The sequence below is a fragment of the Stutzerimonas stutzeri genome (assembly GCF_024448695.1).
In the GTDB taxonomy this organism is placed as follows: domain Bacteria; phylum Pseudomonadota; class Gammaproteobacteria; order Pseudomonadales; family Pseudomonadaceae; genus Stutzerimonas; species Stutzerimonas stutzeri_T.
On the sequence record NZ_JAMOHY010000007.1, the window covers coordinates 1 to 21,377 of the forward strand.

Genomic DNA, 21,377 nt, shown 5'->3' on the forward strand with positions numbered 1-21,377 from the left:
AACCAGCCCCTGCCAGTGCTACCTATGGATTCTCTTCCTACCCAGGCCGCCTTCGTCCTGCACAGTCGCCCCTATCGCGAGAGCAGCGCCCTGGTGGATTTTTTTACGCCCCAGGGGCGGCTGCGAGCCGTATTGCGGGGCGCAAGAGGCAAGGCCGGTACGCTGGCAAGGCCTTTCGTGCCGCTGGACGTCGAGTTTCGTGGCCGTGGTGAGCTGAAGAGCGTAGCCCGGCTCGAAGCCAATGGCCTAGCCCACTGGCTCGAAGGCAATGCCTTGTTCGGTGGCATGTACCTCAACGAATTGCTGATTCGCCTGCTGCCTGCCGAAGATGCACAGCCCGCACTGTTCGAGCATTACTTGCACACTCTGTCCGGGCTGGCGGCGAAACGTCCGCTGGAACCTCTGCTGCGCTCATTCGAATGGCGCTTGCTGAGCGAACTGGGCTATGGTTTCGCGCTTGATCGGGACGTCTGTGACCAGCCCATCGCCAGTTCCGGGCTTTACCGGCTCGTGCCGGATACCGGGCTGGAGCCCGTCGGGCAGTTTCAGCCGGGGCTGTTCAACGGTGCGGAGCTGCTGGCGATGGCCGAGGCTGACTGGGACGTGCCCGGAGCGCTGGCGGCGGCCAAACGTCTGATGCGTCAGGCGCTGGCGCCCCATCTGGGCGGTCGGCCACTGGTCAGCCGTGAACTGTTCATGAACATGAAGGAGCCATCGCGTGACTGAAGCCAATCGAATTCTGCTCGGGGTCAACGTCGATCACGTCGCGACACTGCGTCAGGCGCGCGGTACTCGCTATCCTGATCCGGTCAAGGCTGCGCTGGATGCTGAGGAAGCCGGTGCGGACGGGATTACCGTGCACCTGCGCGAGGACCGCCGGCATATCCAGGAGCGTGATGTCCTGATGATGAAGGACGCATTGCAGACGCGAATGAATTTCGAGATGGGCGTGACCGAGGCCATGCTCGTCTTCGCCGAGCAGTTGCGACCAGAGCATGTCTGCCTGGTCCCGGAAACCCGGCAGGAGCTGACCACCGAAGGCGGGCTTGATGTGGCGGGGCAGGAGTCGCGCATCCGTGACGCCATCGACCGCATGGCTGCCTGTGGCGCGCAGGTCTCGTTGTTTATCGACGCCGATCCGCGCCAGATCGAAGCCGCCGCCCGTCTGGGGGCGCCGGCGATTGAGCTGCATACCGGGCGCTATGCCGATGCCCATGGCAGCGCGGAACGTACTGTCGAGTTGGCGCGCATCCGCGAGGGCGTGGAGGCGGGGTTGAGTCATGGTCTGATCGTCAATGCCGGTCACGGTCTGCACTACCACAATGCTGAAGCCATCGCCGCGATTGCGGGCATCAACGAGCTGAACATCGGACATGCGATTGTTGCCCATGCACTGTTTGTCGGCTTCAAGCAGGCCGTCAGCGAAATGAAGCAGTTGATCCTGGCTGCAGCAGTTCGGGCCTGATGCCGGCTCAGGGCTTGCGCGCAATCAGCACGGCGCGCATCGGTGCCGGCAGGCCCTCGATGGTCTTGCTGTGGTCCTGCGGGTCGAGAAAATCAGGTAGCGACTGATAGCGCATCCAGTCCGTGCTGCGCTGCTCGTCAGTGCTGGTGATGCTCACATCGACACAGCGCACGTCGACGAAGCCGGCGCGGCGCAGCCAGCACTCCAGCGCTGCCACCGAAGGCAGGAACCAGACGTTGCGCATCTGTGCGTAGCGATCTTCAGGCACCAGCGCAGTGCTTTCATCGCCTTCGACCACCAGGGTTTCCAGCACCAGCTCGCCGCCCCTGAGCAGGCAGTCTTTCAACTCCAGCAGGTGATCGACCGGTGAGCGGCGGTGGTAGAGCACGCCCATGGAAAATACCGTGTCAAAGCCTTCGAGCTTTGCCGGGAGCTCTTCCAGCGCCATTGGCAAGTGCCAGACGGGCCGCTCGGAAAGATAGCGTTTCATGGCGTGGAACTGGCAGAAGAACAGCCAGTTCGGATCGATGCCTACGACCGAGTCGGCCCCGGCCCCGAGCATCCGCCACATGTAATAGCCGTTGCCGCAGCCGACATCGAGAATGCGCTTGCCGGCCAGGTCGAGATGCGGCGCTACGCGCTCCCATTTCCAGTCCGAACGCCATTCGGTATCCACATGGACGCCGAAGACTTCGAACGGCCCCTTGCGCCAGGGTGACAGGCCGAACAGCGCGTCATGGGTGACGGCACGCGTCGCTTCGTCGCAATCGCTTTCCAGCCGGAAGGCGTCGCGCAGCTCAATACGGTCGGGCTGTATATCCGGCAGTGCATCAACGGCACGGCGCCAGCGCGGCAGGTCGCCGTGGCCGACGGCAAGCTTTGTGTCCAGTTGCTGCTGCAGGCCATTGGCCCATGCAGCCAGAGGGGTGCCGGCCAGGCGCCAGGCGAGGGGTGTCAGGTCGAGATTCATGGCAGGGCGATCAACGAAGCGAAATTAAGGCACTGGAACCAGGGCACAACCTTTGAAAAGCCGGCATCCAGCAGCCGTTGGCGGTGAGTTTCCAGGCTGTCGGGCTTCATCACGTTTTCGATGGCGCTGCGCTTCTGGGCGATTTCCAGTTCGCTGTAGCCATTGGCACGCTTGAAGGCGACGTGCAGGTCGGTGAGCAGATCGTGCTCCTGTTCGTCCTCGAAGCGCAGCTTCTCCGAAAGGATCAGCGCTCCACCCGGAACCAGTGCCTGGCGAATGTTGGCCAGCAGAGAGGGGCGTTGCTCCGGTGAGATGAACTGCAAGGTGAAGTTAAGTGCTACCAGCGAGGCGGGTCGAAACTGCAGTGTGAGGACGTCCGCCTCGATGATCTCGACGGGCAGTAGTTCCTGAAACATCGAATCCTGCCCATGCAAGTATTCGCGGCAGCGTTCGACCATTGCCGCGGAGTTGTCCACGGCGATCACCTGGCAATTGTCAGTCTTGACGTGTCTGCGCAGTGCCTGTGTCACGGCACCCAATGAGCAACCCAGATCGTACAAATGCGTATTGGGTTGGGCGAACTGCGCCGCCAGTACACCGATGTTTTCGACGATGGTGGGGTAGCCCGGCACCGAACGCTTGATCATGTCGGGAAAAACCCGCACCACGTCCTCGTTGAAAACGAAATCCTGGGGCTGGGCGAGGGGCTTGGCGAACAGGCGGTCTGGGTCGTGACTCACGGCGGCGTCTGGGCAGGTAAAAAACAGGGCGGCATTGTAACGAAAAGCGTGGTGCGTAGCCCGTGGGGGTGATCTTGTCGCGCTGCAGCGGCGCTACGAACTCTGCCACCCAGGTATGTAGAGGGCGCTTTGACTGCAGTCCAACGCAAATGCCAAAAGAAAGTATCAGATGAGGGTGCGTGACAAATTGCCGCTTTTGGCCTGCGCGGGGTTAATTCTTGTCTGACCTCAAGTTCTGTTGCAGGTTTTGGGTGCGTAATGACGTAAACCTTGTACAGCAGGAGCGTCTTTCGTGAATACAATCAAACATCTGGCCTTATCCATTGCGTTGGCTTTCAGCGGCCAGGTACTAGCGGATGCTGCAGACGGTCTGCCACGTGTCAAGGTGGGACTGGTGGCTCCGCCACAGGTGCACGCCCACGAACAGGTGGCGCCGAAGGAGCCGCGCGTCGTGCAGTTCCGCCTGGTGATCGAGGAAAAGAAAATGGTCATCGACGACCAGGGCACCACGCTCCAGGCGATGACGTTCAATGGTTCGATGCCCGGGCCGACCATGGTGGTGCATGAGGGTGATTTTGTGGAGCTGACGCTGGTTAACCCGGCCAGCAACAGTATGCCGCACAACATCGATCTGCATGCTGCCACCGGTGCGCTGGGGGGTGCTGCGCTGACCTTGGTGTCTCCAGGACAGGAGGCAGTGCTGCGCTTCAAGGCCGACCGCACCGGGACTTTTGTATACCATTGTGCCCCAGAAGGCATGGTCGCCTGGCATGTGCTGGCCGGTATGAGCGGTACGCTGATGGTGCTGCCGCGCGAAGGTTTGAAGGACCCGGCTGGCAACGCGCTGCATTATGACCGCGCCTACACCATCGGTGAGTCCGACCTGTATATCCCGAAGGACAAGGACGGCAAGTACAAAGATTACAGCACCCTGCTCGACAGCTATGCCGACAGTCGAGAAACCATGCGCGGCCTGATTCCCAGCCACGTAGTCTTCAATGGCCGGGTCGGTGCGTTGACCGGCAAGAACGCCTTGACTGCCAATGTCGGCGAGTCGGTCCTGTTCATCCATTCGCAGGCTAACCGTGATTCCCGTCCGCACCTGATCGGTGGCCACGGTGACTGGGTGTGGGAAACCGGCAAGTTCGACAATCCGCCGTTGAAAAACCTGGAGACCTGGTTCGTGCGTGGTGGTTCGGCGGGTGTGGCGCTCTATACCTTCCGTCAGCCCGGAGTCTATGCCTATCTCAACCACAATCTGATCGAGGCGGAGATGGGGGCAGCCGGCCACATCGTCGTGGAAGGCGAGTGGGACGATGAGCTGATGATGCAGGTCAAAGCGCCAGGCCCTATCACCTCGCAGGAGTAAAGCCATGCAGCGCTTCGTGTACCGTACGGCACCGCTGCTGCTGTTGGGCCTGTTGACCGCATGTGGCAAGCCGCTGGTCGAGCCGGAGTTGGTGGAGGTGCCGGCAGGTCTGGCGCGCTACCATCTACCCGGCAGCAGCGAGGTGCACGAAGAACGTTTGGATGGGTTCGCAATCATGAGCCGGCAGGTCAGCCAGGCCGAATACTCGGCGTGCATCGATGATGGGGGTTGTCCTGCTCTGGAGATGGCGCCGGACGAGGCTGCGGCACAACTGCCGGCGGTGGGGCTTAGCTGGCTGGATGCCCAGGCCTATGCTGCCTGGTTGTCGCACCGCAGCGGACAGCATTATCGGCTGCCGCGGCACGGTGAGTGGATACTGGCGGCGGCCTCAGCCTACGTGGAGGAGGAGCCGATGGTGGATGATCCCCGCAACCCGGCGCGCCGCTGGCTCGCCGAGTATGCGCAGCGTGCGGGGCGGGAGCGCCTGCCGGAAATGCTCAAGCCCTTCGGCGGCTATGGCCGCAACGAGCACGGCTTGCTGGATGCGGGTGGAAATGTCTGGGAGTGGACTGACACCTGCTTTTCGCCCACTGGCGGCGAGTTCTGCGGCATCCGCATCGCAGCCGGGCGCCACCCTTCTGTATTGTCCGAGTTCGAGCGCAACCCCACCAGTGGAGCCTGCTCGGTAGGTCAGCCGCCGACCCATCTGGGGCTGCGGCTGGTGCGTGAAGGCTGATCCGTAGCAAGCGTACCGGGGTGCAGCTTGGAAGTCGGGAACCCTCCAGATGCAACCCGAACATGCCACAGGTTGCGCAACGTCCTGGTCTGCTTGAGCGCGCTGGCTTGCAGGTCAGCCGCGAATTGGCACTTATCGATAGAGTCGGGCCAGTTCGGTAACCGTCGCCAGTGCAATCGCACTTGCTCTCAGCCCGCAGTGCTTGGCTCCGTGCCGAAGCGGCGGCGATAGGCGCCAGGTGTAAGCCCGACGACACGAGTAAATACTTTTCTGAATGCCCCTGGGTCTGCGTAACCGACTTCCCAAGCGACCCGTTCGATGGGCAACCGACTGGCATGCAGCAACTCGCGGGCGCGCCCGACGCGTATCCGTTGGCAGTAATCGGTGGTGGTCATGCCGGTAGCCTTGCGGAAGCGCCGCAGGAAGGTGCGCTCCTCGAGCCCGCGCGTTGTGCCAGCTTGGCCAGTGCAACCTCTTCGGCAGCAGTCTGCTGCAGCCATTGCTGAACGGCGAGGATGGCGCTGTCGCCGTGGTTCAGTCGTGGCGCGAAGGCGCTGTAATAGCGCTGCTGTCGTCCTGGTGGGTCGATGACCAGCATCTGCGCGGTATCGATCATGGCTTTTGCGCCCAGGTAGCGGTCGACCAGCCGTAGCCCCAGATCGGTCCAGGCCATGAGCCCACCGGCGGTGATGATGTCATCGACGTCGATGATGAGCTGGTCGGCATCCAGATGTACGTCGGGGAAGCGTGCCATGAAGCGCTCGACATACAGCCAGTGCGTGGTCGCCGTGCGCCCGGCCAGCAGTCCGGTTTCGCCTAGCAGAAAAGCTCCGGCACAGATTGATGCCAGCCTGACACCAACCTGGTGCTGTTGGCGCAGCCAGCCGCAATAAGGGCGAGCGGTTTCGGTGGAAATCGGCTCCTCCAGGCTGGGCGGCAGTATCAGCATGCTGGGCGTGCAGCATGCTTCGGGGTGGGAATCATGGACCCGTCTGGGTGCCTGGCCCGTTTCGTCCAACGCCCAGTGACTGATGCGCAGCGGTGGTGGGTGTGGTTCGTCCGTTGTGCCATCAAAGCGCCCGGCTATGGCGAACAGATCGGTCAGGCCAAGTACCGTCGCCATCTGTACGCCAGGATAAAGCACGATACCCAGTTCGATTTGCAGTTGATCCGGCATGTGTCGATAGCACCCTTGAAGTTGTCGGTCGCACCCCTTCGCAGTGCTCCGTGGATGACCAATGATGTTCTCGTCATTTCCTACAGCATCTTCGGAGCAGCCAGCCATGAGCAAGCGTGCAGTGGTCGTAATCGACCTGCAAAACGAATACCTACCAACGGGCAAGTTGCCTCTTAGCGGCATCGACGCTGCCGTCGACAACGCGGCGAAAGTGATCGCCGACGCCCGCGTCAAAAACATACCGGTCATCCACGTCCGTCATGAGTTCGTCCACGATGAAATGCCGGCGTTTGTCCCTGGCAGTGAGGGTGTGCAGATCCAGGCCGCCGTCGCGCCCCAGTCGGGCGAGCCGGTGGTGGTGAAGAACTACCCGAACTCTTTTCGCGAAACGAACCTTAAGCAGCTACTGGATGAGCGGGGCGTGGACGAACTGGTCGTGGTCGGCGCCATGAGCCATATGTGCGTTGATGCCGGTGTGCGAGCGGCGGCTGACATGGGCTACAGCGTCATCGTCATCCACGACGCCTGCGCCACGCTTGACCTGGAGTTTGGCGGCATCCAGGTGCCCGCGGCACAGGTACATGCTGCGATGATGGCAGCCTTGGGCTTTGCCTATGCGAGCCTGCAAACGACCGCGGAGTACCTTGCGGCCTGAGCCTGCGCCGACAGCTTCAGGCCGGCCTACACGATACACAGGGCCAGATTGTAGGCGGATGTCCGGTGCTTCGACTGGAATAAAGCATCCGGCGAAACTGGACTGTCACCCTTTCAGGCACAAAAAAAGACGTCCGTGGACGTCTTTAGATGTTGAATTGGTGGAGCCGGGGGGATTTGAACCCCCGTCCGCCAGTTCTCCGCTGTCGGTACTACATGCTTAGCCGTGTCTATTAAGTTAACCCTCAGCGGCCCGACGGGCAGGGTGCATTGGGCGAGTTGTGTAAGTTTTAGCCACTTCGTCCACAACGTACTACGCGGCGATCCTGTTCTGCTTGACAATCACTTTGGGTTTACAGGCATCCCCTAGTGATCGCTGGAGCCGAAGCTACCAGAAGGACTAGTCGCGCCGCTTACGCAGCGAGAGCGTAGCCCTCGTAGTTTTCGTCATTGGCAACTATAGAAGTTGCAACAGTGGATTTACGAGTTCTGTTACCAACTCGGCATGCACCTAGAGTTTCGTTACCGGCGTCGAATCCTAATCGGCCCCATGAAGCGAGTTGCAGCTTCATGTTCGTGCAGTCTACGCCAAAGCTGAGGCTGCGTCGAATCAATAGATAAGGGCGTTCTGTCGGATTTCAAGGGTTGTATGAAAAACGGGCAGGGTGGCCTGCCCGTATCGGATGGATCAGTTGCCTGCGCCCGATCCACTTCCGCTGGTACCGCCGCTGCCGGAGCTGCCTGGACCCTTGAGTTCCTGCAGTGCCTTGGTCGAGTGGGTGATACAGGCTTCGGTGTCGCCGGCCTGTTGGGCCTGCCGGGCCTGTTCAAGGTGTTCCTCAACCTGACTTTTGGCGGGCTCGCCGAGTGTGGTCATGGTGGTGGCCATATTGTTTTCGATTTCCTGCATGTTGATTTCGCAGAGGTCCTTGTCCGCGGCGAAAGCGCCGGGGCTGGCGAGCAGGGCGGCTGCGGCGTATAGGGCGAATCGTTTCATGGGTGTCCTCCTGGAAGTTGTCTTCCCGGCGGGCCTGCCTGACTCATTCTATGGTGGCAGCGCCGAGGCGAAATGGAGCCCTCGGACTGCTGGGCTCTAAATTTCGGACTGCGGTTGCGCTCAAGCGTTTCATTTTTGTGATGGACGTCCTTGTCCTTCAGCTGTTCAGGCTGGTGCGGGTGGGCTTGGGGCGACTGACTCGATCTACCAGATATACCAGCCCGTGATAGTCGATCTCGCCGTGACGGGACAGGCCGATTTCGCAAGTACGACTGGTGGAAATGCCTTCGCTGCATACCTGTACTGCATCTTTCAGGCTGCGCAGCGCGTGAGTATTGAGCTCCGGCGTGGTGAAACCCTTGTCGCCGGCGAAGCCGCAGCAGTGGATGCCTTCGGGCACCACAACTTCCTTGGCGCAGCGACGAGCGATGTCGATCAGTGCCTGTGCTTCCCCAAGGTGCTGGGTGCTGCAGGTGACGTGCACGGCGATCGCCTTTTCCTGCGGGACGAAGTCCAGCTTGTCGAGCAGGTGTGTGCGGATGAAGCGCACCGGATCGTACATGTCGAGGCGTTGATCGGTCAGGCCCTGGACCAAGCGCAGCGTGCAGGGGCTGGTATCGCAGTAGATTGGGTCGAGCCCGCCGCGGCTGGCCTTGAGCAGCGCGTCGAGCATTTCCTGACGCTTGCGCTCGCCCTGTTCGGCGTAACCCTTGGAAGCAAACGGCTGGCCGCAGCACAGATCGTTCAGCTGCTCGGGGAAGATCACCTGGTAGCCGGCCTTTTCCAGCAGGCTGCGGGTCTTGTCGAGCAGCGGCTCCTGTTCCTGATCGCGTGCGGCCGGCGCCATGGCACGGGAAACGCAGGCCGCCAGATAGACCACACGTGGGCGCTCATCCTGAGCGGCGGGCTGGGGCAGGTGCAGGCGCTGCAGGGGCTGCGGCATGGCCGGTGTCCATTGCGGGACGCGGCCCTTGCTGACGTTGCTCATGCTCGCGGACAGCTTGGCCAGGCGCTTGGTGCCGAGGATGATGTGCGCGCCGTTGGCGGCATGCAGCATGAAGCGGGTGCCCTGTACGGCGGTGCTGAAATGGTCGGCCAGCCAGTTGGCGGCGCCGGTTTTGCTCGCTTCACGTCCGCGCAGCTTGCGTACCAGGTCGCCAGTGTTGATCCCGACCGGGCAGCGCTGGGCACAGAGGCCGGTGGCAGCGCAGGTTTCCACGCCGTGGTAGTGGTAGAGGCGCTCGATTTCCGTGGTGTCGACGCCGGCCCGCTTGCGCGCCTGGATATCGCGCCAGATGACGATACGCTGGCGCGGCGTCAGGGTCAGCCCGTTGGATGGGCAGACCGGCTCGCAGAAACCGCACTCGATACACTTGTCGACGATCTCGTCGGCGGCCGGCATCGGCTTGAGGTTCTTCAGGTGGATGTCCGGGTCTTCGGAGAGCACCACGTCCGGGTTGAGGATGCCGGTGGGGTCGAGCAGGCCCTTGATCTTCCACATCAGCGCGTAGGCTTCGCTGCCCCATTCCAGCTCGACGAAGGGCGCCATGTTGCGCCCGGTGCCGTGTTCGGCCTTGAGCGCACCGCCGAATTCGACGGCAACCAGCTGTGCCACTTCGCCCATGAAGGCTTCGTAACGGGCGACCTGCGCCGGATCATCGAAGCCCTGGGTGAAGACGAAGTGCAGGTTGCCCTCCAGCGCGTGGCCGAAGAGGATCGCTTCGTAGTAGCGGTGCTTGTCGAGCAATTCGATCAGCCGGTTGACGCCCTCGGCCAGGCGCTCGACGGGGAAGGTCACGTCCTCGATGATCACCGTGGTGCCGGTCTGGCGCACGGCGCCGACCGCTGGGAAGGTGTCCTTGCGGATCTTCCATAGCTGGTTGTAGACCACCGGGTCTTCGCTGAAGTCGACCTGCTTCTCCACCGGGAAATGCGCGATGGAGGTCATGATCAGGTTGATCTGCTCATGCAGCAGCGACTGACTGGCTGCGCGCGATTCGATCAGCAACGCGCAGGCGGTCGGCGACAGTTCCTTCACCCACTCGGGCATGCCGGCCTTGTGTTCGACCGAGCGCAGGCTGCGGCGGTCGAGCAGCTCCACGGCGGACACCGGTTGCTGCTTGAGTACCGGTACGGCGAGGCAGCAGGTTTCTACGTCGGGGAACACGACCAGCGCGCTGGCCTTGTGCGGATGGTCGGGTACGGTGTCGTAGGTCACTGCGCTGATAAAGCCCAGGGTGCCCTCGGAGCCGACCATCAGATGGTTGAGGATATCCAGTGGCTCGTCGTAATCGACCAGCGCATTGAGCGAGAAGCCGGTGGTGTTCTTCAGCCGGTACTTGTGGCGAATCTTTGTGGCTAGCTCAACATTGGCGCGGGTTTCGCGGCCCAGCTCGGCCAGTTGTTCGAGCAGTGCCACGTGGCTCTGGCGGAAGGCGGCGACGCTGGTTGCGTCCTCGCTGTCGACCACGGTGCCATCGGCCAGTACGACGCGCAGCCCGGCGAGGGTTTTGTAGGTGTTCTGCGCCGTGCCGCAGCACATGCCGCTGGAATTGTTGGCGACGATGCCGCCGATCTTGGCTGCATTGATCGAGGCCGGATCAGGGCCGATCTTGCGCTGGAAAGGTGCGAGCACGGCGTTGGCATTGGCGCCGATGACGCCGGGCTGCAGGCGGATCTGCTCGCCGCCGTTGCGAATCTCGCGGCCGTTCCAGTTGTCACCGAGCACGATCAGCACCGAGTCGGAAATCGCCTGACCGGAAAGGCTGGTGCCCGCCGCGCGGAAGGTCACCGGCACATTCTCGGCGTGGGCCAGCTTGAGCAACTGAACCACCTCAGCCTCGGATTCGACGCGCACCACCAGCTTCGGAATCAGCCGGTAGAAACTGGCATCGGTGCCGAAGGCCAGGGTGGAGAGCGGATCGTCGAAGCGGCGCTCGACCGGGATCAGGCGTTCGACTTCGCGAATGAACGCGTTTGGCAGCGGCGCGCGTTCGAGTTGCGCGACCGCTGTCATGCGTCCTCCAGGATCAGCACAATCAGATCCTTCGGCCCATGGGCGCCGTATGCCAGCACCTGTTCGATGTCGGCGGTCTTCGACGGGCCTGAGACCAGTAGCGCATTGGTCGGCATACCGGCGGCCCACTGAAACTTCTGCTGGATCTCGTAGAAGTTGTCGTGGATTTCACTGGCCTTGAGGATGGCGAAATGCACCGGTGGCACGAGGCTCATCAGGCGCGGCTCCTCGCGGGTCGGCCACATGATCAGGCTGCCGGTGGAGGCGATGGCGCCGAGGGTGCCCGTGAGGCTCGCCGGGGTGTCGTCGAACAGTTCTGCCTTCCACTCTTCGACCGGGCGGTCGTAGGCCTTCAGCGTCGGCAGGCTTTCACGGCCGGCGCAATGCTCGGTGAAGCGCTGGCCGTACGGCGTGGTCGGGGCAATCAGCAGGCTAGGCAGCTGGCGGTCGTGCAGCAGCTGCTCGAGCAGGGCGGGCCAACCGGCATCCGTGGTCAGGTGGATTTCGGTGTGCACCGCTTCCATCAGCTGGCGCAGGCGGGCGATACGCTGCTCGGGCGCGTAGCTCCAGGGCTGGGTGACCAGCGATACGTCGTAGTCATCGACGATAGGCGTGGTGCCTTCCAGGCTCTTTTTCAGCTTGGCGAGGATATTGGCCTTGGCGCTCATCGCTTGCCCTCCAGGTGCTCGCGGGCCAGCTCGTGCAGCGAGCGGGCGGCAGGTTTCGGTGCGCTGTGGTTCTGCGTCCAGGGGCCGATGTTCGATGGCGTCAGGCCACGTAGACGAGTGGCGAAGAAGCCGAATACGCGGTACAGCATCGGGCTGGTGTTGAGCAGGCGCCAGCCGGCCCACATCAGCCGTTCCTTTTTTGAGTATTTGCTGCCCTGGCCACGCATGACCTTGTGCGGATCGTCCGGCGCCTTGACGTTTTCTTCGCGCAGGCGACGCAGCAACGACGGAATCGGGATTTTCACTGGGCAAACTTCGCCGCATGCGCCGCACAGTGACGAAGCGCTGGGGTGGTCGGGCACCTTGTGTAAACCAACCATGTGTGGGGTGATGATCTTGCCGATGGGGCCAGGGTAGACCTCGCCGTAGGTATGGCCGCCGACGCGGGTGTACACCGGGCAATGGTTCATGCAGGCGCCGCAGCGGATGCAGTTGAGCGTCTGGCGCAGCTCGCTGTCGGCGAAGGCCTGGCTGCGACCGTTGTCCAGCAGGATCAGGTGCACTTCCTGCGGACCGTCGAGTTCGTCGGCCTTGCGCGGGCCGGAGATCATGTTGACGTAGGTGGTGATCGGCTGGCCCAGCGCCGAGCGGGTCAGCAGCGAGAGCAGCGGAACCACGTCGCGCAGGTTCTCCACCACCTTTTCGATGCCGGTGACGGCAATGTGAACCGGCGGCACACCGGTGGACATGCGCCCGTTGCCCTCGTTTTCGACGAGCAGCAGGGTGCCGGTTTCCGCCACCGCGAAGTTCACGCCGGAGACGCCGATATCGGCCTCGAAGAACTTTTTACGCAGGGTGCGGCGACCAATCTGGATCAGTTGGTCGACGTCCTTGGTGTATTCCACGCCGAGCTTGTCGTGAAACAGGGATGCAACCTGACCGGCGTTCTTGTGGATGGCCGGCATGATGATGTGCGAGGGCTTTTCGTGGTCGAGCTGTACGATGTACTCGCCCATGTCCGACTCCAGGCTTTCAATACCGTGGCCTTCGAGGAAATGGTTCATCTCCATTTCTTCGCTGACCATCGATTTGCCCTTGATCACCTGACGCGCATTGTGGGCCTGAGCGATCTCGAGGACGATGTTGTTCGCCTCTTCCACTGTCTCCGCCCAGTGCACGTTCACACCGTTGCGGGTCAGATTGCCTTCCAGACGCTCCAGCAGTTCGGGCAGCTTGGAGAGGGCTCGTGCGCGGATATGATTACCCAACTCGCGCAGTCGTTCGCGCTCGTCGGCGTCGCTGAAGGAGGCGGCGCGCTTGGTCATCAGCGAGTCCATCGCCGTGCGGAAGTTGCGCCGTAGCTGGTCGTCGCCCAGGGCGTTATGGGCGCGGCCCTTGAAGTCCAGCTCGATGGCCGGAATGCGCTGTTCGGCGTTCATCGGACACCTCCCGTGCGTTGCCAGAGAAAGGACGCCAGATGCTGACCACGCAGGGCTTCACGCTGCTTCTCCAGCGAACCATTAATGTTCATCAGGCAGCCGCAGTCGGCGCTGACTACCTCGTGTGCGCCGGATTCCTTAAGGGCGCGGGTCTTGTCCAGCACCATGGCACCGGAGATGTCCGGCATGCGTACGCTGAAGGTGCCGCCGAAGCCGCAGCATTCGCTTTCATGATCATGTTCGACGCGCTGGACATTGCCTAGCTGCGCGAGCAGTTCGCGCACATGCAGGTGGGTATTCATCTCGCGACGTGCCGAGCAGGAGGTATGCAGGGCAACCTTGACTTGAGTGCCCTGGTCGCGGAATTCGGCCTTGCAGACGAACAGCAGGAACTCGGCCAGCTCGAAGGTACGTTCGGACAGAGCCTGGGCTTTTTTCAAGGTTTCCGGCTCGTCCTTGAACAGGTCCAGATAATGGTGACGCAGCATGCCGGCGCAGGAGCCTGACGGCACAATTACCGGCCAGTCGTTGGCGAACAATGCCAACTGACTTCGCGCGACTTTGCGTGCCTCATCGGTATAACCGCTGGTATAGGCCGGCTGACCGCAGCAGGTTTGCCCCTGGGGGAAATGCACGGTCAGGCCTTCACGTTCGAGTAGTTGAATGGTATCCAGGCCGGCTTCGGGATAGAACAGATCAACCACGCAGGTACCGAACAGATAAACCTGACTCGGCTTGGCGGGGTATTGACGTGGTTTCGGCAGCGGCGGCGCAACGCGGGTAGCGTTGGGTGCGGCGTCGTAGAAAAGTTCGCTCATCGGCTTGGTCTCCGGGTGGGCCCGGTTGTCCGCTATACGCGGTTTCTGGAATGCGCCTTGCCCGGCAGGGGGCAAGGCGGCCATTGCTTTTTACACGCCGACCAGTGGGTCGGTGACGCCCAACACATAAATAGCGATCAGGCCAATGATGCCTGTGAATAGCACATAGTACAGCGTAGGCCATACGGTCTTGCGCAGCGTGAGGCCTTCGCGCCCCAGCAGCCCGACCGTTGCGGAAGCGGCAACCACGTTGTGAATGGCGACCATGTTGCCCGCAGCAGCCCCTACGGCCTGGGTGGCAACCACCATCGCGCCGGAAATCCCCAGCGACTGCGCCACCCCGAACTGGAACTGACTGAACATCATGTTGCTAACGGTATTGGAGCCGGCCAGGAATGCACCCAGAGCACCCACGGCCGGAGCCAGCAGTGGGTAGATGCCGCCCACACTGTCGGCGACGTAGCGAGCCATGAGAATCGGCATGCTGGCCAATTCGGCGCCGTTGACGCCAGAGTTGATCAGGATGCGTACCATTGGCACGGTGAACAGCAGGACGAAGCCGGCGCTGAGCAGAACACCGCTGGATTCCTTAACGGCGGTCTTGAGTTCCGAGGCGCGCATGCCATGCAGGAAGAAGGTGATCAGTACGACTGCAACGAGAATCCCGCCGGGCAAGTACAGTGGTTCGATACTGGCGCTGATACCCGCCTCGCCTAGGATGTTGCTGAAGGCGATGGATACCGATTTCAGCGCAGCGGTAACTCCCGGGAATACGCGGCTGATCACCAGAATCGCGCCCACCAGTACGTAGGGCAGCCAGGCGCGGAAAGCGCTCATCGGGCGCGCCGCAAGTTCGTCAAGCTTCATCTCGATGGTGCCAACCCACTCGGCAGGCCATTCGCGGGCGTCGGCGAAATCCCAGGTGTTCTTCGGTGTCAGGAAGTTGAAGCGCGCGGCCGTGGTGACGATAGCCAGGCCTACCAGGCCGCCCAGTAGCGAAGGGAATTCCGGGCCGAGGAAGATGCCGGTGGCAGCGTAGGGCAGGGTGAAGGCGAGGCCGGCAAAGATCGCGAAAGGCAGCACCTCGAAGCCGGCCTTCCAGCTTTTTTCCTTGCCGAAGAAGCGTGTCAGCATCATCACCATGATCAGCGGCATTACAGTACCGACGATGGCATGGGTGATTGCTACGCTGCTGGTAATCTGCTGCAGGAAGATTTCCCAGCTGGAGCCTTGGGCGGCCAGCTGAGCGCCGATGGTCGCTGTATCCAGGCCGCTGTTGATGCCCACCACGATAGGTGTGCCGACAGCGCCGAATGATACGGGGGTGCTCTGTACCAGCATCCCCATCAGCACGGCAGCCATGGCCGGAAAACCTACCGCGACAAGCAGCGGTGCGGCGATGGCGGCTGGCGTACCGAAGCCCGAAGCACCTTCGATAAAGCAACCGAACAGCCAGGCAATGATAATGGCCTGGATGCGGCGGTCAGGGCTGATGGTGGTAAAACCGGCGCGAATGGCAGTAATGCCGCCGGAGTGTTTCAGGGTGTTCAGCAGCAGGATGGCGCCAAAGATGATCCATAGCAGGCCGAGGGTGATGACCAGACCCTGCAGGCTGGAGGCGATGATCCGGGTAACGCTCATGTCCCAGACGAACAGGCCTATTGCAGCAGTAAACAGAAATACCAGCGGCATGGAGCGGCTGGCGGGCCAACGCAGACCAATCAGAAGCACCGCAGCCAGCAGGATTGGAGCGAAAGCAAAAAGGGCGAGTAGTCCATCGGACATGTTCAGGCTCCCGGAGTCATGAAGTGCGGGTGAGGGCCCGAATGGACCATTGCGAAGCAGATATCTTGAGACCGCATGAGGAGTCCTCTTTTTGTTGGCTCTCTACTTTGTCAATTGGTAATACCAATTTACGATAGAGTTCGGCCAGCGTAAGAGTTATCCGGCAATCAGGTCAATTAGCTGGCTATATACTTTCGTCGCAAAGGCGTGTCTTGCGGCACTGCTGCCGCGTAGTTACGCTGAGCCTGTTAGTGGTCAAACCAGTCGAGAGGTCTCATGGAAGTCGGAATGGTTCGTCAGCGGCGATTGGCTGACAGAATTGTGGAGCAGCTGGAAACCATGATTCTCGAGGGGACGCTCAAGGCAGGTGAGCGACTTCCGGCGGAGCGGGTACTGGCCGAGCAGTTCGGGGTGTCTCGCCCATCGTTGCGCGAGGCTATCCAGAAGCTTGCGGCAAAGGGCTTGTTGGTCAGTCGTCATGGCGGAGGGAATTTTGTGGTGGAGTCTCTGGGGGCGACCTTCAGTGATCCGTTGCTGCACTTGCTGGAAAACAATTCCGATGCCCAGCGTGACTTGCTGGAGTTCCGCCATACGCTGGAAGGCAGTTGTGCCTATTACGCGGCGCTGAGGGCTACCGAACTCGACCAGCGGCGACTCGGTGAAGCCTTTGCGGCGCTACAGGACTGCTATTCGCGAGAAGGCACTGTCAGTCGAGCGGAAGAGGGCGCTGCCGATGCGCGTTTCCATCTGGCCATCGCCGAGGCCAGCCACAATACAGTGTTGCTACATACAATCCGGGGTCTGTTCGATCTGCTCAAGCGTAACGTCGTGACCAATATCGGTGGCATGTATGCGTTGCGCGATGAGACGCGCAATATGCTGATGAAGCAGCATCAGGAACTTTACGATGCAATCATCGAGCGTCGGGCGACAGAGGCGCGGGACGTCATTCACCGGCACATCAATTACGTGCAGGAGGTTCTTGCCGAGGGTCAGCAGGAGGCGCAGCGCGTGGCAAGGGCGCAGCGGCGGCAAGGCAGCAGGGGCAGCAAGGCGAAAGGCCTGCAGGAAAGTGCGGTTTAAGGGAAGGAGATACGGTGCTTGAAGCTTAGTCTTCCTTGCCCTTTGTGCGCATGACGCGCTGGATCTCGCGTGCTGAGTCGCGCTCTTTCTCGGTATGGCGCTTGTCGAATTCCTTTTTGCCCTTGGCCAGTGCGATATCACACTTGATCAGGTGCTTTTTCCAGTACAGCGACAGGGCGACGCAGGCATAGCCTTTCTGCTGGACGGCACCGAACAACTTGCCCAGCTCCCGCTTGTTGAGCAGCAGCTTGCGGGTGCGTGTGGGGTCTGCAATGACATGGGTGCTGGCGGTGTTGAGTGGGGTGATGTGACAACCCATCAGCCAGGCCTCGCCGTCCTTGAGCAGTACATAGCTGTCGACCAGCTGAGCCTTTCCGGCGCGCAGGCTTTTGACTTCCCAGCCGGCCAGAACGAGGCCGGCCTCGAATTTCTGTTCGATGAAGTAGTCGTGTAGCGCTTTTTTGTTCAGCGCGATCGTCCCTGGGGACTGTTTCTTCTGTTTGGCCATAACCGTGCATTATAGGGAGTCCGGTTGCGACTGGCGAGAACCTGCAGGCTGTGACGGCATGAAACTTGAGAGGGGCGGCCTTATCCCCGACAATGTGCCAGCTTTTTATGCGTTCATGCCGGCTGCATTGTGCGTCGGAGAACTGTACGGGTGCCCTGATTCCTGCCATCGATGCCTATGACGTCGGTGGGTTGTGGCGGTCTTTGGCTGTCGACTGATGAAGTAGAAGGTCTGCATGACGACACATATTCAACGCTCGGCATTGCTGCCGTACCCGGCGCACGCGCTGTTCGAGATGGTCAACGATGTGGCCAGCTATCCCCAGTTTCTGCCCTGGTGTTCCGCTACCGAAGTGTTGTCCACCAGTGAGACGCAGATGCAGGCCAGCATGACGGTGGCCAAGGCGGGGCTGAGCCAGCGCTTTCTGACGCGCAACGAGTTGCAGCCGGGAAAACGTATCGAGATGAAGCTGGAAGAAGGGCCTTTCAGCCATTTGCACGGCATCTGGGAATTCAAGGCGCTGGGGGAAAAGGCCTGCAAGATCAGCCTGGATCTGACCTTCGATTACGCCGGACCGCTGGTCAAGGCTACCCTCGGACCACTGTTCAATCAGGCGGCCAATACCCTGGTTGATGCTTTCTGTGATCGTGCGAAGCAGCTCTATGGATAAGGCCGTGATTGCGATTGAAGTCGTCTACGCGCTAGCTGACAAGCAGAAGCTGTTGAGTCTGACCGTGCCTGCCGGAACGAGTGTGCGTCAGGCAGCGTTGCTGTCTGGAATGGACGGCTTCTTTCCAGGGCTGGACCTGACCACTGCCCCGCTGGGAATTTTCGGCAGGGCAGTGCCCAAGCCGGACGAGCGCATATTGGAAGAGGGCGAGCGGGTCGAGATCTATCGCCCGTTGATTGCCGACCCCAAGGAAGTGCGCAAGCAGCGTGCCGCCAAGGCTGCGAAGATCAAGGCCGAAGCGGGAGAGAGCTGAGGGGCTGGCACCAGCAAGCAGGCCCGTAGGGCCGAACGTGTTCGGCCTTTGGCAAATCGCGGCCGAATGAATTCGGCGCTGCGCGATTAGTTTGTTTCGATAGGTGTTGGTGTCGGTACCGGTACCGGTTCGGCGGCGTCGACCTCGCGCTGGATCTGTTCGAGCAGGGAGCCGGGCTCGATGGCATCGTCTTGCGCTTCGGTGCGATGCGGGATCTGACCCGCAGGCTGGCCTGTGCCAAGGATGGCTTCGTCGCGGCTGACGCCGGGCTTGAAGTCGCCGGCAAGGCCTGCCAGTTGGTCATTTGCGTTGAAGACCAGGCTGACGCGCTCCTGCTGGCGCTGGCTGCCGCCCGGCTGGATGCTGTACAGGTAATCCCAGCGGCTGGCATGGAAAGTGTCGGTGATCAGGGGGTTGCCCATGATAAACCGCACTTGAGACCGGGTCATTCCGGGGCGCAACTGGTCTATCATGTCCTGTGTAACGACATTGCCCTGTTGAATGTCCACCTTGTAAACCCCGGGGAATGAACAACCGGCGAGTGCGAACAGGCCCACGAGCGTGAGGCTGGACAGCATGAGCTTGGTGTTTTGCATCGGTAGATGACTTCCACTATCTTGGCTGGGCAAAGCCCGGATCATACCCGTATTGAAGGAGGCTGCGAAACAGCAGCAGCGAGAAAGCCACCCATGGTTGAAAATAGCGAACTACGCAAAGCTGGCCTCAAAGTGACCCTGCCACGGGTCAAGATCCTGCAGATGCTGGATACCGCCGATCAGCGCCATATGAGTGCCGAAGATGTCTACAAGGCGCTGATGGAGGCAGGCGAAGATGTCGGCCTGGCCACTGTCTATCGTGTGCTCACGCAATTCGAGGCGGCGGGACTGGTTGTCCGTCATAACTTCGACGGCGGCCATGCGGTATTCGAATTGGCTGATGGCGGTCATCACGATCACATGGTCTGCGTCGACAGTGGCGAGGTCATAGAATTCTTCGACCATGAAATCGAGACGTTGCAGAAAGAGATCGTGACGCGCCACGGTTACGAGCTGGTGGACCACAATCTGGTGCTCTACGTACGCAAGAAGCCCGAGTAATTACGGGAACACAAAAAGGCGACCTGCAGGGTCGCCTTTTTGATGCGCGCTCGGTCATGCCTGGGCTGAATCGATCATCTGGCGCGCATGCGCCAGGGCCTGCTCGGTCAGGTCGACACCGCCGAGCATTCGCGCAATCTCCTCGATGCGCTCGTTTTCTTCCAGTGTTGCAACCGCGGTATGGGTTTCATCCTGTCCGCGCGCCTTGTGCACGAACAGGTGGTTATGGCCCTGCGCGGCCACCTGAGGTAAGTGAGTAACCGTCAGCACCTGACCTTGTTCGCCAATCCGCCGCAGCAGCTGCCCCACCACTTCGGCAGTCGGGCCGCCGATGCCGACATCAACTTCGTCGAATACCAGAGTTGGTACGCGCGAAGTCTGCGCGGTGATTACCTGGATTGCGAGGCTGATGCGTGAGAGTTCGCCCCCGGAAGCCACTTTCCCCAAGGGGCGCAACGGCTGGCCGGGGTTGGCACTGACCAGAAACTCCACCTGCTCCAGGCCGAAAGGCATGTAATCGCCCTCGGCTGCGGGTTTGAGCTGTACGCTGAATCGACCGCCCGGCATGCCCAGACGCTGAATTTCGCTTTCAACCGAGGCCGCGAGGGTTTCGGCTGCACTTTGACGAATCCGGCTCAGCTCGGACGCCTTTTCCTCATAGTGACGGCCGTAGGCGGCCAGCTCTTCACCCAGGCGCTCCAGGGCTTCGTCATCGGCGTTGAGGCTTTCGAGTTCTGTCAGCAGGCGCTGCTGCAGTGATGGCAGTTCTGCTGGCTGCACGCGATGCTTGCGGGCCAGGGTATAGATGGCGTCCAGGCGCTCTTCCAGTGTCTGTTGGCGCGCGGGGTCGGCGTCGAAGTGATCGACGAATCGATTCAGCTCGCCCATGGCTTCTTCCACCTGAATCTGTGCGCTGGACAGCAGGTTCACCGCTTCGGACAGTGCGCTGGGCTGGTTCTGGAAGGCGGAGAGACGTTGCAGGCTGCCGGTCAGCGCCGACAAAACATTACCGGCATCGCTCTCGCTGCACATGTCGATGACCTGACGGCAGGCGCCGAGCAGCTGTTCGGCGTTGGCCAGGTTTCTATGCTCGTGCTCCAGCTGTTCCTGTTCATGCTCGCCGAGGGCGAGATTTTCCAGTTCTTCCAGCTGGTAGCTGAGCAGTTGGTGGCGCGCCCGCTGTTCGTCGCTGCTGTTGCTCAGTCGCTCCAGTGTCTGTCGGGTCTGGCGCCAGCGTTGCGCAGCCAGCTGTACCTGGCGGGCGAGTTCCTGGCTGCCGCTGTACTCGTCGAGCAGTCGTCGATGGGTATCGGTCTTGAGCAGGGACTGGTGCTCGTGCTGGTTGTGAATATCAATCAGCAACTCACCCAGCGCCTTGAGGTCGCCCTGCGGGCAGGGGGTACCGTTGATGTAACCGCGTGAACGCCCCTCGGCGGTGATGACCCGGCGCAGAATGCAGGGGCCGTCGTTATCCAGGTCCCGCTCGGCAAGCCAGGCACGGGCATCGGGAATGTCGTCCAGATCGAAGCTGGCGAGAATATCGGCCTTGTCCGCACCGATGCGTACCGCGCTGCTGTCGGCGCGATCTCCCAGGGCGAGCCCGAGCGCGTCGAGCATGATTGATTTGCCTGCTCCGGTTTCACCGCTGATCACGCTCATGCCGCGCTGCAGTTCGAGATCGAGGTGTTCGACGATGGCAAAGTTGTGAACGGACAGATGAACCAGCATGGCGGGACTCCGAAGGCTTTGGCTGGCTATTTATACAGTGGTTTTCGGGTTGGCTACAAGCGGCAAGCTGCACGTCAGGTCGAGTCACTTCTTATTGGCCCGATGAATGGCTTTTCCCGCGGATTGCGCCTTGGCTGTCGCGAC

General features: G+C 61.3%; 20 protein-coding genes, 1 other RNA gene and 1 pseudogene. 9 read left to right on the plus strand and 13 right to left on the minus strand.

Annotation, left to right across the window (positions count from 1 at the left end):
* Positions 1–24: 24 nt before the first annotated feature.
* Both recO and pdxJ read left to right on the plus strand, forming a co-directional pair.
* Entirely contained in the window at positions 25–726 is a 702-nt protein-coding gene (gene recO, locus NAV32_RS08060) for a DNA repair protein RecO (RefSeq protein WP_256052398.1), read from the plus strand.
* Complete coding sequence (gene pdxJ / locus NAV32_RS08065) at positions 719–1,465, plus strand: pyridoxine 5'-phosphate synthase (RefSeq protein ID WP_256052288.1); 747 nt, start codon at positions 719–721, stop codon at positions 1,463–1,465. The genes recO and pdxJ overlap by 8 nt, the downstream gene beginning before the upstream one ends.
* Positions 1,466–1,472: 7 nt before the next feature.
* Here pdxJ and cmoB read toward each other — a convergent pair whose 3' ends face one another.
* Positions 1,473–2,435 (minus strand): tRNA 5-methoxyuridine(34)/uridine 5-oxyacetic acid(34) synthase CmoB, encoded by a 963-nt coding sequence (cmoB, locus tag NAV32_RS08070; protein ID WP_256052289.1) that lies wholly within the window; start codon positions 2,433–2,435, stop codon positions 1,473–1,475.
* Positions 2,432–3,175, minus strand: a complete 744-nt coding sequence (gene cmoA / locus NAV32_RS08075; protein WP_256052290.1) for a carboxy-S-adenosyl-L-methionine synthase CmoA — start codon at positions 3,173–3,175, stop codon at positions 2,432–2,434. The genes cmoB and cmoA overlap by 4 nt, the downstream gene beginning before the upstream one ends.
* Positions 3,176–3,467: 292 nt before the next feature.
* Here cmoA and nirK point away from each other — a divergent pair, with 292 nt between their 5' ends.
* Together nirK and NAV32_RS08085 are read left to right on the plus strand one after the other, a co-directional pair.
* A complete protein-coding gene (gene nirK, locus NAV32_RS08080; RefSeq protein WP_256052291.1) occupies positions 3,468–4,544 on the plus strand; it encodes a copper-containing nitrite reductase in 1,077 nt (358 codons plus the stop codon).
* Between the two features lie 4 nt (positions 4,545–4,548).
* Entirely contained in the window at positions 4,549–5,280 is a 732-nt protein-coding gene (locus NAV32_RS08085; RefSeq protein WP_256052292.1) for an SUMF1/EgtB/PvdO family nonheme iron enzyme, read from the plus strand.
* A gap of 188 nt (positions 5,281–5,468) precedes the next feature.
* Here NAV32_RS08085 and NAV32_RS08090 read toward each other — a convergent pair.
* A pseudogene (locus NAV32_RS08090) lies at positions 5,469–6,457 on the minus strand (GlxA family transcriptional regulator).
* Positions 6,458–6,563: 106 nt separating this feature from the next.
* Here NAV32_RS08090 and NAV32_RS08095 point away from each other — a divergent pair.
* Positions 6,564–7,112: a cysteine hydrolase family protein gene (locus tag NAV32_RS08095; RefSeq protein WP_256052293.1), complete on the plus strand. Its 549-nt coding sequence runs from the start codon at positions 6,564–6,566 to the stop codon at positions 7,110–7,112.
* Positions 7,113–7,270: 158 nt separating this feature from the next.
* Here NAV32_RS08095 and ssrA read toward each other — a convergent pair.
* From ssrA to NAV32_RS08130, 7 genes are all read right to left on the minus strand, one after another.
* Positions 7,271–7,661: a transfer-messenger RNA gene (ssrA, locus tag NAV32_RS08100) on the minus strand.
* A gap of 138 nt (positions 7,662–7,799) precedes the next feature.
* Positions 7,800–8,108 (minus strand): hypothetical protein, encoded by a 309-nt coding sequence (locus NAV32_RS08105; RefSeq protein ID WP_256052294.1) that lies wholly within the window; start codon positions 8,106–8,108, stop codon positions 7,800–7,802.
* 157 nt (positions 8,109–8,265) lie between these two features.
* Positions 8,266–11,124: an FAD-binding and (Fe-S)-binding domain-containing protein gene (locus tag NAV32_RS08110; RefSeq protein ID WP_256052295.1), complete on the minus strand. Its 2,859-nt coding sequence runs from the start codon at positions 11,122–11,124 to the stop codon at positions 8,266–8,268.
* The gene (locus NAV32_RS08115) at positions 11,121–11,792 is read right to left on the minus strand and encodes a LutC/YkgG family protein (protein ID WP_256052296.1); all 672 of its coding nucleotides are present in this window, start codon (positions 11,790–11,792) and stop codon (positions 11,121–11,123) included. Before NAV32_RS08115 ends, NAV32_RS08110 begins: the two co-directional genes overlap by 4 nt.
* Positions 11,789–13,231 carry a LutB/LldF family L-lactate oxidation iron-sulfur protein gene (locus tag NAV32_RS08120; RefSeq protein ID WP_256052297.1) on the minus strand — a complete coding sequence of 481 codons (1,443 nt, stop codon included), beginning with the start codon at positions 13,229–13,231 and terminating at the stop codon, positions 11,789–11,791. Before NAV32_RS08120 ends, NAV32_RS08115 begins: the two co-directional genes overlap by 4 nt.
* Positions 13,228–14,049 carry a (Fe-S)-binding protein gene (locus NAV32_RS08125; protein WP_256052298.1) on the minus strand — a complete coding sequence of 274 codons (822 nt, stop codon included), beginning with the start codon at positions 14,047–14,049 and terminating at the stop codon, positions 13,228–13,230. Before NAV32_RS08125 ends, NAV32_RS08120 begins: the two co-directional genes overlap by 4 nt.
* A gap of 90 nt (positions 14,050–14,139) precedes the next feature.
* Positions 14,140–15,834, minus strand: coding sequence for an L-lactate permease (locus tag NAV32_RS08130; RefSeq protein WP_256052299.1), 1,695 nt, complete (start codon positions 15,832–15,834; stop codon positions 14,140–14,142).
* A 276-nt stretch (positions 15,835–16,110) separates the two neighbouring features.
* On the opposite strand from NAV32_RS08130, the gene NAV32_RS08135 reads away from it, so the two are divergent.
* Positions 16,111–16,917, plus strand: a complete 807-nt coding sequence (locus tag NAV32_RS08135) for a GntR family transcriptional regulator (RefSeq protein ID WP_256052300.1) — start codon at positions 16,111–16,113, stop codon at positions 16,915–16,917.
* Positions 16,918–16,942: 25 nt separating this feature from the next.
* Here the strand turns inward: NAV32_RS08135 and smpB are convergent, their stop codons facing one another.
* Positions 16,943–17,425: an SsrA-binding protein SmpB gene (smpB, locus tag NAV32_RS08140; protein ID WP_256052301.1), complete on the minus strand. Its 483-nt coding sequence runs from the start codon at positions 17,423–17,425 to the stop codon at positions 16,943–16,945.
* Positions 17,426–17,660: 235 nt separating this feature from the next.
* Between smpB and NAV32_RS08145 the strand changes: the two genes are divergently transcribed.
* Positions 17,661–18,095: a type II toxin-antitoxin system RatA family toxin gene (locus NAV32_RS08145; protein WP_181086260.1), complete on the plus strand. Its 435-nt coding sequence runs from the start codon at positions 17,661–17,663 to the stop codon at positions 18,093–18,095.
* Entirely contained in the window at positions 18,088–18,408 is a 321-nt protein-coding gene (locus NAV32_RS08150; RefSeq protein WP_256052302.1) for an RnfH family protein, read from the plus strand. The genes NAV32_RS08145 and NAV32_RS08150 overlap by 8 nt, the downstream gene beginning before the upstream one ends.
* A gap of 86 nt (positions 18,409–18,494) precedes the next feature.
* Here NAV32_RS08150 and NAV32_RS08155 read toward each other — a convergent pair whose 3' ends face one another.
* On the minus strand, positions 18,495–19,004 hold the full coding sequence (locus NAV32_RS08155) for an outer membrane protein assembly factor BamE (RefSeq protein WP_256052303.1): 510 nt from the start codon (positions 19,002–19,004) through the stop codon (positions 18,495–18,497).
* A gap of 93 nt (positions 19,005–19,097) precedes the next feature.
* Here NAV32_RS08155 and fur point away from each other — a divergent pair, with 93 nt between their 5' ends.
* On the plus strand, positions 19,098–19,505 hold the full coding sequence (gene fur / locus NAV32_RS08160; protein WP_256052304.1) for a ferric iron uptake transcriptional regulator: 408 nt from the start codon (positions 19,098–19,100) through the stop codon (positions 19,503–19,505).
* Between the two features lie 54 nt (positions 19,506–19,559).
* Here fur and recN read toward each other — a convergent pair whose 3' ends face one another.
* A complete protein-coding gene (gene recN / locus NAV32_RS08165; RefSeq protein ID WP_256052305.1) occupies positions 19,560–21,233 on the minus strand; it encodes a DNA repair protein RecN in 1,674 nt (557 codons plus the stop codon).
* Positions 21,234–21,377 lie beyond the last annotated feature (144 nt).